The organism is Streptomyces flavusporus, from assembly GCF_046267975.1.
GTDB classification, from domain to species: Bacteria; Actinomycetota; Actinomycetes; order Streptomycetales; family Streptomycetaceae; genus Streptomyces; species Streptomyces flavusporus.
On sequence record NZ_CP176503.1, the window covers coordinates 4001902 to 4016648 of the forward strand.

A 14747-nucleotide genomic window follows, 5' to 3' on the forward strand; every position below is an offset into this window, starting at 1 on the left:
TCAGTCCGCCCGCACCGACTCGAACCGCCACCGATGCACCGCCCGAGTGACCAACTCCCCGTCCGGCTCCGGAAGTTCGGGGAGGTCGGCGTCGTAGGCCGCGTCCCACCAGGTGATGACCAGCACCCGGTCCTGCGGGGCGCGGAAGGTCTCCCGGCGCAGGGGCTGCTCGGGGAGCCGCTGCTCAGCGGCCCAGGCGAGCAGTTCCGCCCCCCGTCCGGGAACCGCCCTTGCCTCCCACATCAACGCCACCGTCACGAGTACAGGTTCTCCTTGCTGACCTCGTGGACGTGGTCATGGTCATGGCCCGGCACATGCGGGTCCGTCACCGGCAGCGACGAGTCCGCCGACAGGTCCCAGCTCGACGCCGCACGACCCCGGGCCACCATCTCGGCACCCAGCGCCGCGACCATCGCGCCGTTGTCCGTGCACAGCTTCGGCCGGGGCACCCGCAGCCGGATCCCGGCCGCCTCGCACCGCTCCTGGGCCAGCGCCCGCAGCCGGGAGTTGGCGGCCACACCGCCGCCGATCATCAGGTGGTCGACGCCCTCGTCCTTGCAGGCCCGTACGGCCTTGCGGGTCAGCACGTCCACGACCGCCTCCTGGAAGGACGCCGCCACGTCCCGCACCGGCACCTCCTCCCCCGCCGCCCGTCTGGCCTCGATCCAGCGGGCCACGGCCGTCTTCAGTCCGGAGAAGGAGAAGTCGTACACCGGATCGCGTGGGCCGGTCAGACCACGCGGGAACGCGATGGCGTCCGGGTCGCCCTCCTTCGCGTACCGGTCGATGACCGGGCCGCCCGGGAAGCCGAGGTTCAGCACCCGGGCGATCTTGTCGAAGGCCTCGCCGGCCGCGTCGTCGATGGTCGCGCCCATCGGGCGGACGTCGGAGGTGATGTCGGAGGAGAGAAGCAGCGACGAATGCCCGCCGGACACCAGCAGCGCCATCGTCGGCTCCGGCAGCGCCCCGTGCTCCAGCTGGTCGACGCAGATGTGGGAGGCGAGGTGGTTGACGCCGTACAGCGGCTTGCCCAGCGCGTAGGCGTACGCCTTCGCCGCCGAGACCCCGACGAGCAGCGCGCCCGCGAGCCCCGGACCTGCGGTCACCGCAATGCCGTCGAGGTCCTTCGCGCTGACCCCTGCCTCCTTCAGCGCCCGGTCGATGGTCGGCACCATCGCCTCCAGGTGTGCGCGGGACGCGACCTCCGGCACGACCCCGCCGAAGCGGGCGTGCTCGTCGACGCTGGAGGCGACGGCGTCCGCGAGCAGGGTGGTGCCGCGGACGATGCCGACTCCGGTCTCGTCGCAGGAGGTCTCGATCCCCAGGACCAGGGGTTCGTCAGCCATGGATATCGGTTCCTTGTTCAGAGGGGGCACCCGCGGCGGAGCCGCTGTCGGATGCGGTCAACAGGCGCATCACCACGGCGTCCACGTTCCCCGGTTGGTAGTAGCCACGCCGGAAGCCGATGGGCTCGAAGCCGAAGCGCTCGTACAGCCTCTGGGCGCGGACGTTGTCCACCCGGCACTCGAGCATCACCTCGGCGCACTCGAAGGCGGTCGCGGCCCGCAGCAGCTCGGTCAGCAGCCGCGCGCCGAGTCCGGTGCCCCAGTGGTCACGGGCGACGGCGATCGTCTGGACGTCCCCGATGCCACCGGCGGACGCGAGGCCCGCGTACCCGACGATCCGGCCGGCGCCGTCCTGAGCGACCATGTACCGCCGGGTCGCCCCGGGGCCGCGCGCATGGGCGAGCTCGGACCAGAACATGCCCCGCGACCAGGCGTCCTCGGGGAACAGGTCCCGCTCCAGCTCCAGGACGGGATCGATGTCCCACCAGCGCATCTCACGCAGCACGGGCGTCACGGGCTCGGTCACTTCGGGGTGACCACCTTGTAGTTCTTGGGCACCTGGGCGTCGGGCCGACGCAGATACAGCGGGCGGGGCGCGGGGAGTTCCTCGCCCTTGCCGAGCCTCTCGACGGCCAGCCGGGCGAGGGCGGCCGCGGACACATGCTCGGGCTCGTGCACGACCTGGAAGGTGTCCGGGTACAGCAGCGCGCCCGCACCGACCGCGGGCAGCCCCTCGACCTGCGCGGCGATGTCGGCGGGGCGGGCGACGGCCGGGTCCGTGACGCGGGTGCGGGAGTCGGCGTACCGCGCCCAGTAGACCTCCTTGCGCCGGGCGTCGGTCGCCACGACGAAGGGGCCCTCCATGTCGGCGGCGTAGGCGAGGCCGTCCAGCGTGCACACGCCGTGCACGGGCACGCCGAGCGCGAGCCCGAAGGTGTCGGCGGTCATCAACCCGACGCGCAGCCCGGTGTACGGGCCCGGGCCGATCCCCACGACGATCCGCGTGACGGCGTCCAGCGTGAGCCCCGCCTCGCCGAGCACACGGTGGACGGCCGGCAGCAGCAGCTCACCGTGCCGGCGGGCGTCGACCTGGCTCGACGAGGCGATGACGTCCGTACCGTCGTGCAGCGCGACGGTGACGGCGGGAGTTGCGGTATCGAGAGCGAGCAAGAGCACGCAAACAGCCTACGGCTCCTCGGGGCACCCCGGCCCACGCCTCCGCTGCTGCTAGCGTCACCGCAGATTCACCACAGATATGGACAAACGACCCGGAGGTGGACGTCCGTGTCCAGCACCAGCGCCGGACTCGTCACCGGTCTCACGGCGGCGGCCCTCGTGACGGTCGGCTATCTCGGCTATCAGGCGTCGGCGAACATCCCGGCGGAGCTGAGCGCGGCGGGCGACAGGTCGGCGGCTGCGTCGAAGGCCCCCCGGGACAGGAGCAACCCCACCGCCCTGCCCGGCAACTCCGGCACCGGCGAACGGGTCGTGTACTCGCTGGACGACGACCGGGTGTGGCTGGTCGGCCCGGACAACAGGGTCACGCGCACCTTCCGGGTCACCCCGAGCACCGTCGACCCGGCGCCGGCCACCTACCACGTCACGTCCCGTTCGGGCGCGGTCACCGGATCCGACGGCATCCCCGTCGAGCACGTCGTCCGCTTCACCAGCGTGGACGGTGTACCCATCGGCTTCAGCGCGGCGAAGAGCGGCCTGACCCCACCGCCCGACCCGAAGGCGCGGACCGGCGGCATCCGCCAGTCCCGCGCGGACGGCAACGAAATGTGGAAGTTCGCGACGATCGGCCAGAAGGTCGTCGTCATCCGATAGAGCTACGCCGCCTCGCGGTGGTCCTCAGGGGTCTGGCGCACGTGCGGTACCTGCGGAGTCCTCGGCTCCGGGTCGCGCGGCGGCGTCGAGATCGCGTGCGCGGCGGCGCACGACGCCAGCAGGTCGCGCATCGACACCCCGGCCACCACGTGCGGCACCGTCTCGTCTCGTTCCGTAGCCGACATGGACGCCTCCTGAGGCCCGGGGGCGGACGTAGTTAGGTAGACCTAACTACGGACTGGATACCATGTGACCACGCCGGAGCGGCCGGACGCAACATCTTGCCGACGTATTGTCGGAACGTTCATGAAGTTCCCAGGCCACCCGGCCTCTCAGGCCGAGAGCACGCTCAGGTCCACCGCGGCCCAGCGCTCCCCGATCCCGGTGAGCGTCACGTGCCGCACCTCGTCCGTCGTGTCCCCGACGGCCCGGTGGATCACGACGTGCAGCCGGTCGTCGGTCAGTTCCTCGACCTTGCCCTCGCCCCACTCCACGACGATCACCGACTCGGGCAACGAGACATCGAGGTCGAGATCCTCCATCTCGTCCAGACCGCCGCCCAGCCGGTACGCGTCGACGTGGACCAGCGGAGGCCCGTCCCCCAGGGAGGGGTGCACCCGGGCGATCACGAACGTCGGCGAGGTGACCGCGCCGCGCACCCCGAGGCCCTCGCCGAGTCCGCGGGTCAGCGTCGTCTTGCCCGCGCCGAGCTCACCGCTGAGCAGCACCAGGTCGCCGGCGCGCAACAGCTTGGCCAGACGGCGGCCGAGCTGGCGCATCTGCTCGGGGGACGTGACGGTCAGCTCGGCAGGAGGAATTGGCGCTGCGATTTCTTCCATCGTCACTCACTTGCAGTAGTACACCGGTTACGCCCCGCGAGGAGCCGGTTCGGGCTGGACCGCAGCCGAAGGCTGGAAGCCACCTCCGTCAGGAGGAGGCGGAGTCACAGCCACCCACGGTAGCCGTGGTTGGCACCGCCCCCGCGCGGGCGAGCAGATCAGCGAGGCGATCGGTGACGAGCGCCGGGTGCTCCAGCATCACCAGATGCCCGGCGTCCGGCACGAGCACCAGCTCGGCCTCCGGCAGCAGATCGGCTATGGCCTCGCTGTGCTCGCTGGGCGTGACGAGGTCCTTGACCCCGGCCAGGACGAGCACCGGCATGTCCTGGAAGAGGGCGAGCGCCTCCGTCTTGTCGTGGTCGGTGAACGCCGGGTAGAACTCGGCGACCACGTCGATCGGCGTGCCCTCGATCATCCGCTCCGCGAACCGGGCGACGGCCGGGTCGACGTCCCGGGAGGCGAAGGAGTAGCGCTTGATGATCCCGGCGAACAGATCGGCGGTGGCCCGGCGCCCCTTCTCCACCAGCTCGGCCTGCTGCCCGAGCGCCTTCAGCACCCCGGGGAGCACCCGCCGCACCACGTTGACGCCCGCGACGGGCAGCCCGAAGTTGACCTCGCCGAGCCGCCCCGACGACGTACCGACGAGCGCCACGGCGACGACCCGCTCGCGGATCAGCTCCGGATACCGGTCGGCCAGGGCCATCACCGTCATCCCGCCCATGGAGTGCCCGACCAGCACGATCGGCCCCTCGGGCACGGCAGCGTCGATGACGGCCTTCAGATCGCTGCCGAGCTGGTCGATGGTGACCGGCGCGCCGTCCTGTACCTGCGCGGCCCCCCGACCCGACCGGCCGTGGCTGCGCTGGTCCCAGTGCACGGTCCGTACGACACCGCGGAGCGCGGCCCGCTGGAAGTGCCAGGAGTCCTGGCTGAGGCAGTAGCCGTGGCTGAAGACGACGGTGACGGGTGCGGGCGCCTTGCGGCCGAAGAGCCGGCGGCGGCGCGGCGCCACTCCCGCCTCGGTCTCGACCTCGTCGACCTCGTAGTACAGCTGGGTGCCGTCCTCGGCGTAGGCGCGGCCGGGCGTGCCGCGCAGTGCGCCGTACGGCCCCGCCGAGTCGAGGGCGAGCCGCGCCTTCTTCCGTATGCCGCGGCCGACGGTCATCCGTTCTATCGCGACGCCGGCCGCCGCGCCCGCGGCGATGACTCCTATGGCGGCGCCCGCGATGCCAGTGACCTTGCGCCAGTTGCCGGCCGCCCCCGTCGCGGAGGCGACGGCCGCGGCGGCGGCGCTCGCGACGCCCTCCGCACTGCTCTCGCTCACGTACCGCTCCTCTTCGCCGGGCTGGTGGGTCGGGTGGTTCCGGTGTCTGTCACACACGATGTACTGCTGCGGGGCCCCTGGGCGGGTTACCCGTCCTGCTCCCCGTTCACATAGACGCGGGGAACACGCGTTCCGATGCGCGTGACGATTTCGTACGCGATGGTCCCCGCGGCCTGCGCCCAGTCCTCGGCGGTGGGCTCCCCGCGGTCGCCGGGCCCGAACAGTACGGCTTCCGTCCCCGTCCCGGGCACGTCGCCCCCCAGGTCGACGACGAACTGGTCCATCGCGATCCGCCCCGCGACGGTCCGCCACTTGCCGCCGATCAGCACCGGGCCGGTCCCCGAGGCGTGCCGCGGGATGCCGTCCGCGTAGCCGAGCGGGACGAGGCCGAGGGTGGTCTCGCCGGGGGTGGTGTACCGATGCCCGTAGCTGACCCCGTGCCCCCCGGGCACCTGCTTGACCAGCGCCAGCGAGGCCGACAGCGTCATCACGGGGCGCAGCCCGAAGTCGGCCGGGGTGCCGATCTCGGGGCTGGGCGAGATGCCGTACAACGCGATCCCGGTCCGTACGAGGTCGAAGTGGGCCTCGGAAAGCGTGAGCGTGGCCGGCGAGTTCGCGATGTGCCGCACCTCGGGCCGCAGGCCCGTTCCCTCGGCGTACGCCACCATCTCCCGGAACCGCCCGAGCTGGAGGGCGATGGACGGATGCCCGGGCTCGTCGGCGCAGGCGAAGTGCGACCACAGCCCGGTGACCCGGACCAGCCCCTCGGCCTCCGCCCTGACCGCCTGCCCGACGAGCTCGGCCCAGTCCTCGCCCGGCTGACAGCCGCCCCGCCCGAGCCCGGTGTCGGCCTTGAGCTGCACCCGCGCCGGCCGGCCGGCCCCGCGCGCCGCCTCGGTGACCTCCCGCAGGGCCCACATACCGCTGACGGAGACGTCGAGATCGGCCTCGATCGCCTCCCGCCAGGGTCCGCCGGGCGTCCACAGCCAGCACATGATCCTGACGTCCGCCGGCAGCCCGTCCGCCGCGCGCAGCGCCAGCGCCTCCTCAGGCGTGGCCGTACCCAGCCAGGTCGCCCCCGCGTCCACCGCCGCACGGGCGCACTGCAGCGCCCCGTGGCCATACGCCTCGGACTTCACCACGGCCATCAGAGCCGCACCGGGCGCCTGCGCACGCAGGGCACGCACATTGGCCCGAAGGGCCCCCAGATCAATCTCGGCCCGGGCACGCAACGGGGCGCTGGGCAGATGCGCAGTCGTACTCATCGCGCTTAGTGTCTCAGAGCGGTCGGACATCCCTTCGACACCGTGCTAGCGCAGCTGCGGCCAGTCGTGCCACACGTAGCTGCGGGCAGTCGTGCCGCTGGGGCGGCACGGGTGGGCGCAGCGGCACCCCGCAACGCCGGGTTACGCACCCCACCCGCCGCCCACTGCCCCGGCGGTCACCCACTCAGTCGCCGGGTGACGCACCCCACTCACCGCCAGCCGCCCCACTCACCCACACACATCCCGCCAAGCCCCCCCAATCGCCCCCGCCACATCATGCGCCCCCACCGGCGCCCCATCCGCCGCATACCGCCCGGCCAGCCCGTGCAGATACGCCGCCACACTCCCCGCATCCACCGTAGAAAGCCCCGCCGCCAGCAAGGACCCGGCAAGCCCGGACAACACATCCCCGCTCCCGGCCGTGGCAAGCCACGGCGTCCCCGTCGGATTCACCCGCACGGGCCCACCCCCCGCACCCGCAACCAACGTCGTCGACCCCTTCAACAGCACGGTCGCCCCATACCGCCCCGCCAACTCCCGCACCGCCGCAAGCCGAGCCCCCTCGACCTCCTCCCGCGCAACCCCCAGCAACGCCGCCGCCTCCCCGGCATGCGGAGTCATCAACGTCGGCGCACCACGCCCCCGTACCGCCCCGGCGTCGGCCAGCCGCAGCCCGTCCGCATCCACCAGCACCGGCACGTCGGCCGCCAGCACCTCGGCCACCGTCCCCGCGTCGTCCCCGGCCCCCGGCCCGACGACCCACGCCTGCACGCGCCCCGCCCGCCGAGGCCCCTGATCGGACACGAGCGTCTCCGGGAACCGCGCGATCACCGCATCCCCGGCCGGCCCCACATACCGCACGGCCCCCGCCCCACCCCGCAGGGCCCCCGCAACGGCTAGCACCGCGGCGCCCGGATACCGCCCCGACCCGGCGGCGATCCCCACAACACCCCGCCGGTACTTGTCGCTCTCCGCCCGCGGCATCGGCAGCAGCGCCGCCACATCCGCGTGCTGCAACGCCTCCAACTCGGCCTCGGCAGGAAGCTCAAGCCCGATGTCGACGAGCCGCACCGACCCGGCGTACTCCCGCGCCGGATCCACCAGCAGCCCCGGCTTGTGCGTCCCGAACGTCACCGTGAGGTCGGCCCGTACGGCCGCCCCCCGCACCTCGCCGGTGTCGACATCGACCCCACTCGGCAGGTCCACGGCAACCACGGGGGCCCGCCCCCGCGCCGCCGCCTCCGCCAGCGGCACCGCCTCCGCCCGGAGCCCGCCCTTGCCCCCGATCCCGACGATCCCGTCCACGACGAGGTCGGCCCGCCCGATCAACTCCTCGGCGCCACCGACCCCCGCGACGACACCCCCCGCCCGCCGCAACGCCCCGAGCCCACCCGCATGAGCCCGCTCGGGCGACAGCAGCACGGCCGTCACCCCCGCACCGCGCCGGGCCAACCGCGCCCCGGCATACAGCGCGTCACCCCCGTTGTCCCCGCTGCCGACCAGCAGCACGACCCGGCTGCCGTACACGCGCCCCAGCAGGTCCGCGCAGGCAGCGGCGAGCCCGGCGGCCGCCCGCTGCATCAACGCCCCCTCCGGAAGCCGCGCCATCAAGTCCCGTTCAGCTGCCCTGACCGTCTCCACGCTGTACGCAGTCCGCATACGCCCGAGTCTCCCCCACATCACCAACCTCGTCGCACCCATTGACGCTGTGCCCCCGCGTTGCCAAACTCACCGGCCCCCACAGGATGAATCGATTCAGTCGAACGATTCGACGAGAGGACCCAACCCCCATGGGACGCAGAGCCGCACTTCTCGCCGCCACCGGCGCAGTCGCCCTCCTCACCACCGCAGGCACGCTCACCGCCCCCACCCAGGCCACCGCCGCCCCCTCCCGGGCGGCCGCCGCCTGCGGAGAGGGCTCGTACCAGGCGGAGGCCGTACAGAGCGGCAGCAACTGGACCGCCCGGCGCGGCAGCAGCGTCGTCCACACGGGCACCGACATGCGGGCAGCGGTCCAGGCGGCCGTCAACAGCCTGACCGCGGGTCGTACTTCCAAGGAGCGCGTGGTCGTACGCGGCTCGGGCTCGATGTCCGCCGGATCCCGCATCTCCCTCCCCAGCTACACCGCCCTCGACGTCTGCGGCACGATCAACGTCACCGGCACGGGCTCCGGCGACCAGGCGCCGGTCTACTCCCGCGGCACCCGGGACGTGGAGGTCCAGCACCTGAACGTCACCGGCAGCCCGCTGTACGGCGTCTTCCTGCGCAACGTCCAGAACGTGATCCTCGGTCAGATCGACATGCGCCTGTCGGCCGGCCTCGGCATCCGCATCGACAACCGGGGCGACACCACCCAGTGGACCCGCAACGTCCGTATCGACAACGTCTACGTCTCCGGCGCCAGCAGCCACGCGGTCGAGACGTACGGCGTGGACGGCATCACCATCGGCACGGTCACCGCCCGCAACGTGGGCGAATCGGGGCTGTTGCTGAACCAGACGATCAACGCCACGGTCACGAAGGTCGACGCGGACGGCGCGGGTACCGGCACGGGGTACGCCGCGTTCCGCATGGCCAACCGCAACGGCCGGGTGGGCAGCAGCTATCCCACCAACATCCGCGTGGGCGAGGTGATCGCCCGCGGCGGTGGCCGCGGCGTCTTCTGCGTCTCGGAGAGCGGCGGAGCGGTCATCGACCGGGTGAACATCTCCAACACCGGCAACAACTCGATCCTGATCGAGAACTGCTACAACGTAAACATCGCCGCCCAGAGCGGCAGCGTCACCGGTGGCGGCGAGATCCGCCTGGCGGCCCGCTCGGAGTTCCCGAACAACTCGGACATCACCATCCAGAACCTGACGGTGACGAACTCGGCGATCCGCGAAAGCCCCTGCGGCACGAACACAACGTTCCGCAACAACACGCTGGTCAACAGCAGCCAGTCGATCTGCTGACGCGGGGTCGGCCTCGGCGGTCCGTCTCACCCCTCGGCGATGACAACGGCCGAGGCCACTCCGGCGTCATGACTGAGCGACAGGTGCCAGGACCGCACGCCCAACTCCGCCGCCCGAGCCGCCACGGTCCCGGTCACCCGCAGCCGCGGCTGCCCACTGTCCTCGACGTACACCTCTGCGTCCGTCCAGTGCAGCCCCGCCGGCGCACCGAGCGCCTTGGCCAACGCCTCCTTGGCGGCGAACCGCACGGCGAGCGAGGCAACGCCCCGACGCTCACCGCTGGGCAGCAGCAACTCGCTCTCCACGAACAGCCGTTGAACCAGCCCGGGCGTCCGCTCCAGCGACGCCGCAAACCGGTCGATCTCGGCCACGTCGATACCGACCCCGATGATGCTCATGCCGAGCACCTTACGGCGACGAAAGGGTGCGGCCCGGGTCCGCTGCCCGGCCGTCGGTAGTGAGGTGACCGTCGGGGCCGCCCGCTTCTTTGCCAGTGTCGTGCTTCCACGAGCCGAGTAAAGGGCGCTCCAGCACGGGCGAGAAGCAAGCAAGCGGCCCGGAAAGGCGGGTGCCCCAGGTCGGCCGACCATGCGGGTGGGCTGGGGGGCCGACCGGGGTTGGGGACGCGTCAGCGCCTCGCATGCACGCCGGGTCGGCTCAGCGGCTTACGGCGGGTGGGTGGCTGGGGCGCATCGGCGGGGTGGCGGCACGCCGGGTGGGCTTAGCGGCTTGCGGATGGTGGGCGGTGGCGGCCGCGTCCGGGGTCTCTGACTGGTAAGCCCGGCGGACTAGCCTGAGGCCCAGGGGGACACGGTGTACGGCTCGGGAGAATGTGACACTTTCACGGAAAGTGTCACATTCCCACGGCTGACTACCCGGCCGCAGCGGATTCGCCACCAGCGTCAGTCCGCGACGGGGCCGCGCGAAGCCGGTCTCCCCGGCTCCGACGTCGGGCTCTGGAACAGCAATTGGCCGATTTGGCTCACCCAGCGGGAGAGAAAGCCCAGGTGGGGGCGGCCTGCCCTGAGCCAAATGGGCCAATTACCTAATGGGGTGCGGTCCGTGAGGCTGGTGTGACATCCGTGACTTGCCAGGGGCCACCGACGAGTCCGCATCCCTGCCCCTGCCCCCGCACCCGGGGCCTCCCGCCGAGGGAAAGCCGCTATGCCGACCCGGCCTGCCGCGACCGCCTGGCGCGCCCCAGCCACCCACCACCCCGGGCCGCTTAACCGAGCCGGCGTGCCGCCACCCCGCCGACGCGCCCGTCACCCCCGGCCGCAAGCCGCTAAGCCCACCCGGCGTGCATGCGAGGCGCGACCGCGCCCGCCAACCCCGGCCCGCTACGCAACCGACGGAGGCGACCGCCCGCCTCGGCCACCCGCCTTTCCGGGCCGCTCGCTCGCTTCTCACCCGTGCTGGAGCGAGGCGAGTCAAGGGTGGCCCGCAGGGCCATCGCCGAAGGCGACGCGCAGCGCCCTTTACTCGCCTCGCGGAAGCACGACACTGACAAAGAAGCGGGCGGCCCCGACGGTCACGTCACCAGCAGGCGGCTGAGCAACACGCCTTACGCGGCGGCAGCCAGCTCGCACCACACGTACTTGCCCCGGTTGCCGTCCCTGGCCAGCGGCTGCCACCCCCACACATCGGCGCAGGCCCGCACGAGCGCCAACCCACGCCCCTCCTCCGACTCGGCGAGCTGCCCGAGCGGCCGTGGCGGTTCGGGCGGTGCGGGGTCGGCGTCCCACGCCCCGATGCGCAACACCCCGGCCGACCAGCGCACCCGTAGGGCCGCGGGCCCCTTGGTATGGCGTACGGCGTTGGAGACCAGCTCGGTCGCCAGCAGTTCGGCGACGTCGACTAGCCGGATCAGGCCGTGCATCGTGAGGATCAGCCGGAGGGTACGGCGACTGACGGTGACCGCTCGCAGGTCGTTCGGGATGTAGAGGGAGTACTCCCAGGACTCGTTTTCGGGCATGCGGCAACCTCCGGTCGATGGTGAGGGGTTGATGCGGTGCGGGCGGTGTCATTGCCGCAGCCGTCATGACAGGACGGCGCGGTGCGCTTCCGCTGTGTGTGCGTCGCGTCACCGACGGTAGGTCTAACGTGTCATACAGAGCAAGCCGATCGCGTAATCTGACCCCGAACGAGGCACGCTGGCAGGCGTGTTGAACCGAGGAGCAATCGATGGTTCTGAGGCGCGAACCCACGGCACGCCAGATGCGCCTGGCGGTCGAACTGCGCAGACTCCGCGACGCGGCAGGATTCACCGCTGTCGAGGCGGCAGCGTTGCTCGGAGTGGGTCGCGTCCAGATCAGCCACATCGAATCCGGACTGGCGGGCGTGAGCGAGCAGCGGCTGCGCCGCCTTGCAGCCCACTACGCATGCACGGACGAGGCGTTCATCAACGCCCTGGTCGACATGGCCACCGACCGGACACGCGGCTGGTGGGAGGAGTACCGGGGCCTGCTGCCCACATCGTTCCTGGACCTGTCCGAGCTGGATCACCACGCTCGGTTCCAGCGCCATGTGGCCATCCTGTACGTGCCGGGGCTGCTGCAGACGGAGGACTACGCCCGCGCTGTGTTCTCCGACAGAATCCCCGAACTCACCGAAGAAGAACTTGAGTTGCGCGTCCGCCACCGCATGGCGCGCCGCGTAATCATCGAAGGCCCTACACCCATCCCCCTCGAGGTCGTGATCCACGAGGCGGCCCTGCGCATCAGGGTCAGCGACCGGGCCGTGTCACGAGCCCAACTCGGCCGCATCCTGGAGCTCTCCGAAGCGGAACACATCACGGTGCGTGTGGTCCCCTTCGACTTGGACGGCTTCTCCCGAGCCGGAAACACGATGACCTACGTGGGTGGTGCCGTACCCAAGCTGGACACGGTCGTACGTGACGCGCCCCATGGCACCGTCTTCATCGATTCCGACGCCCAACTCAGCGCTTTTCGAACGCTCCTCCGTAAAGTGGAGGCCGTGTCACTCGAACCCGAGCGCTCGCGTGACTTCATCAACAGGTTGATCAAAGAGCTGTGAGGCGCCCGATGACCACCCCCGACAACTGGCGGAAGTCGTCCCACTCCGGCGGCGGCGACGGGAACGAGTGCGTGGAAATCGCGAACTCCCCCACCCACGTCGCCATCCGCGACTCGAAGACCCCGGCCAGAGCCACCCTCACCTTCCCGACCGGAGCCTTCACCCCCTTCATAGAAGCCTTGAAGAGCGAGCCCTACTCCACCGTCACCGACTTCGCCAGATTCCGAGGCTGATCCACCTCGTTCCCCCGCGCGGTAGCCAACTCACACGCGAACACCTGCAACGGCACAGTCGCCACCAGCGGCTGAAGCAACGTCGGCGTCACCGGAATCCGTACGAGATGGTCGGCGTACGGCACCACCGCCTCATCCCCCTCCTCCGCGATCACGATCGTCCGCGCACCCCTCGCCCGGATCTCCTGGATGTTGGACACGATCTTGTCGTGGAGCACGGAGCGCCCCCGCGGCGACGGCACGACCACCACCACCGGCAGGTCCTCCTCGATCAACGCGATCGGCCCATGCTTCAGCTCACCCGCCGCGAACCCCTCGGCGTGCATGTAGGCGAGCTCCTTCAGCTTCAGCGCGCCCTCGAGAGCCACCGGATATCCCACGTGCCGCCCCAGGAACAGCACCGTGTTCTTGTGAGCCAGCGTGCGCGCCAGCTCCCGCACCGGCTCCATGGTCCCCAGCACCCGCTCGACCTCACCGGAGATCTGCGACAGGTCCCGGACGACCGCGCGGATCTCGTCCCCCCACTTGGTGCCCCGCACCTGCCCCAGATACAGCGCGACCAGGTAGCAGGCCACCAGCTGCGTCAGAAACGCCTTGGTGGACGCCACCGCCACCTCCGGCCCGGCATGCGTGTACAGCACCGCATCCGACTCACGCGGAATCGTCGAACCGTTGGTGTTGCAGATCGCCAGCACCTTGGAGCCCTGCTCACGGGCATGCCGCAGCGCCATCAGCGTGTCCATGGTCTCGCCGGACTGGGAGATGGCGATCACCAGCGTCTGCGGGTCCAGGATCGGATCCCGGTAGCGGAACTCGCTCGCCAGCTCCACCTCGCACGGAATCCGCGTCCAGTGCTCGATCGCGTACTTCGCGATCAACCCGGCGTGGAAAGCCGTACCGCACGCCACGATGACGACCTTGTCGACCTCCCGCAGCACCCCCGGAGGGATCCGCACCTCGTCCAGCGTCAGTGAGCCGGCCGCGTCGATGCGCCCCAGCAACGTATCGGCGACCGCCTTGGGCTGCTCGGCGATCTCCTTGAGCATGAAGTAGTCATAGCCCCCCTTTTCCGCGGCCGACGCGTCCCAGTCGACGTGGTACGACCGGACCTCCGCCGGCCGGCCGTCGAAGCCGGTCACCGTCACCCCGTCCCGGCGCAGCTCCACCACCTGGTCCTGACCCAGCTCGATCGCCGACCGCGTGTGGGCGATGAACGCGGCGACGTCCGAGGCGAGAAAGGCCTCGCCCTCTCCAACGCCCACCACCAGCGGCGAGTTCCGCCGCGCCCCCACCACCACATCCGGCTCGTCGGCATGCACCGCGACCAGCGTGAACGCCCCCTCCAGCCGCCGGCACACCAGCCGCATCGCCTCCGCGAGATCCGCGCACGACGAGAACTCCTCGGCCAGCAGATGCGCGACGACCTCGGTGTCGGTCTCGGACGTCAGCGAGTGCCCGCGCTCCTCCAACTCCGCCCGCAGACAGGCGAAGTTCTCGATGATCCCGTTGTGCACGACGGCGACCCGTCCGGCGTTGTCGAGATGCGGATGCGCATTCGCGTCCGTCGGCCCGCCATGCGTGGCCCACCGCGTGTGCCCGATGCCCGTCGTGCCCGTCGGCAGCGGCCGGTCCGCCAGTTCCTTCTCCAGGTTGACCAGCTTCCCGGCCTTCTTCGCCGCCGCCAGCCCGCCGTCCGCGAGCACGGCGACGCCCGCCGAGTCGTATCCCCGGTACTCCAGCCGCTTCAGCCCGGCCGTCACGACATCGAGCGCCGACTGCGCTCCCACGTATCCCACGATTCCGCACATGACCGGCAGCCTACGATCGTTTTCGGCGCCGAACCGGTCGCAGCGTGCCCGAATTCGGAAATTCCCACGCCGGTACGAACATCGCAACGGGACCGACCCGCCGAGCAGCACC

The 14747-nt window shown here is 71.2% G+C and carries 16 protein-coding genes; 4 read left to right on the top strand and 12 right to left on the bottom strand.

What is annotated here, in order from left to right; all coding sequences use genetic code 11:
- The 4 genes from ACKTSN_RS18810 to tsaB are packed head-to-tail and all read right to left on the bottom strand — an operon-like array spanning position 1 to position 2522.
- Positions 1–258, bottom strand: a complete 258-nt coding sequence (locus ACKTSN_RS18810; RefSeq protein WP_409470192.1) for a hypothetical protein — start codon at positions 256–258, stop codon at positions 1–3.
- Positions 255–1346, bottom strand: a complete 1092-nt coding sequence (gene tsaD / locus ACKTSN_RS18815; protein WP_409470193.1) for a tRNA (adenosine(37)-N6)-threonylcarbamoyltransferase complex transferase subunit TsaD — start codon at positions 1344–1346, stop codon at positions 255–257. Before tsaD ends, ACKTSN_RS18810 begins: the two co-directional genes overlap by 4 nt.
- Positions 1339–1839, bottom strand: coding sequence for a ribosomal protein S18-alanine N-acetyltransferase (gene rimI, locus ACKTSN_RS18820; RefSeq protein ID WP_409474864.1), 501 nt, complete (start codon positions 1837–1839; stop codon positions 1339–1341). The genes tsaD and rimI overlap by 8 nt, the downstream gene beginning before the upstream one ends.
- Before the next feature lie 29 nt (positions 1840–1868).
- Positions 1869–2522 carry a tRNA (adenosine(37)-N6)-threonylcarbamoyltransferase complex dimerization subunit type 1 TsaB gene (tsaB, locus tag ACKTSN_RS18825; RefSeq protein WP_224735459.1) on the bottom strand — a complete coding sequence of 218 codons (654 nt, stop codon included), beginning with the start codon at positions 2520–2522 and terminating at the stop codon, positions 1869–1871.
- Positions 2523–2630: 108 nt separating this feature from the next.
- Between tsaB and ACKTSN_RS18830 the strand changes: the two genes are divergently transcribed.
- On the top strand, positions 2631–3176 hold the full coding sequence (locus ACKTSN_RS18830) for a hypothetical protein (RefSeq protein ID WP_409470194.1): 546 nt from the start codon (positions 2631–2633) through the stop codon (positions 3174–3176).
- A 2-nt stretch (positions 3177–3178) separates the two neighbouring features.
- Here the strand turns inward: ACKTSN_RS18830 and ACKTSN_RS18835 are convergent, their stop codons facing one another.
- The 5 genes from ACKTSN_RS18835 to ACKTSN_RS18855 form a co-directional block, all read right to left on the bottom strand.
- Positions 3179–3361 carry a hypothetical protein gene (locus tag ACKTSN_RS18835; protein WP_409470195.1) on the bottom strand — a complete coding sequence of 61 codons (183 nt, stop codon included), beginning with the start codon at positions 3359–3361 and terminating at the stop codon, positions 3179–3181.
- Between the two features lie 147 nt (positions 3362–3508).
- Positions 3509–4015, bottom strand: coding sequence for a tRNA (adenosine(37)-N6)-threonylcarbamoyltransferase complex ATPase subunit type 1 TsaE (tsaE, locus tag ACKTSN_RS18840; RefSeq protein WP_409470196.1), 507 nt, complete (start codon positions 4013–4015; stop codon positions 3509–3511).
- 88 nt (positions 4016–4103) lie between these two features.
- Positions 4104–5339, bottom strand: coding sequence for an alpha/beta fold hydrolase (locus tag ACKTSN_RS18845; RefSeq protein ID WP_409470197.1), 1236 nt, complete (start codon positions 5337–5339; stop codon positions 4104–4106).
- 86 nt (positions 5340–5425) lie between these two features.
- Positions 5426–6604 carry an alanine racemase gene (gene alr, locus ACKTSN_RS18850; protein ID WP_409470198.1) on the bottom strand — a complete coding sequence of 393 codons (1179 nt, stop codon included), beginning with the start codon at positions 6602–6604 and terminating at the stop codon, positions 5426–5428.
- Positions 6605–6832: 228 nt separating this feature from the next.
- Complete coding sequence (locus tag ACKTSN_RS18855; RefSeq protein WP_409470199.1) at positions 6833–8263, bottom strand: NAD(P)H-hydrate dehydratase; 1431 nt, start codon at positions 8261–8263, stop codon at positions 6833–6835.
- A 131-nt stretch (positions 8264–8394) separates the two neighbouring features.
- On the opposite strand from ACKTSN_RS18855, the gene ACKTSN_RS18860 reads away from it, so the two are divergent.
- The gene (locus ACKTSN_RS18860) at positions 8395–9558 is read left to right on the top strand and encodes a hypothetical protein (RefSeq protein ID WP_409470200.1); all 1164 of its coding nucleotides are present in this window, start codon (positions 8395–8397) and stop codon (positions 9556–9558) included.
- Between the two features lie 26 nt (positions 9559–9584).
- On the opposite strand, the gene ACKTSN_RS18865 is transcribed toward ACKTSN_RS18860, so the two are convergent.
- Positions 9585–9956 (bottom strand): holo-ACP synthase, encoded by a 372-nt coding sequence (locus ACKTSN_RS18865; RefSeq protein ID WP_409470201.1) that lies wholly within the window; start codon positions 9954–9956, stop codon positions 9585–9587.
- Positions 9957–11122: 1166 nt separating this feature from the next.
- The gene (locus ACKTSN_RS18870; RefSeq protein ID WP_409470202.1) at positions 11123–11533 is read right to left on the bottom strand and encodes an ATP-binding protein; all 411 of its coding nucleotides are present in this window, start codon (positions 11531–11533) and stop codon (positions 11123–11125) included.
- A 209-nt stretch (positions 11534–11742) separates the two neighbouring features.
- Here ACKTSN_RS18870 and ACKTSN_RS18875 point away from each other — a divergent pair, with 209 nt between their 5' ends.
- Both ACKTSN_RS18875 and ACKTSN_RS18880 read left to right on the top strand, forming a co-directional pair.
- A complete protein-coding gene (locus tag ACKTSN_RS18875) occupies positions 11743–12594 on the top strand; it encodes a helix-turn-helix domain-containing protein (RefSeq protein ID WP_224733569.1) in 852 nt (283 codons plus the stop codon).
- An 8-nt stretch (positions 12595–12602) separates the two neighbouring features.
- Positions 12603–12827, top strand: a complete 225-nt coding sequence (locus ACKTSN_RS18880; RefSeq protein WP_224733570.1) for a DUF397 domain-containing protein — start codon at positions 12603–12605, stop codon at positions 12825–12827.
- Here the strand turns inward: ACKTSN_RS18880 and glmS are convergent.
- The gene (gene glmS, locus ACKTSN_RS18885) at positions 12788–14635 is read right to left on the bottom strand and encodes a glutamine--fructose-6-phosphate transaminase (isomerizing) (RefSeq protein ID WP_224733571.1); all 1848 of its coding nucleotides are present in this window, start codon (positions 14633–14635) and stop codon (positions 12788–12790) included. The two genes, ACKTSN_RS18880 and glmS, sit on opposite strands and share 40 nt — an antisense overlap.
- Positions 14636–14747 lie beyond the last annotated feature (112 nt).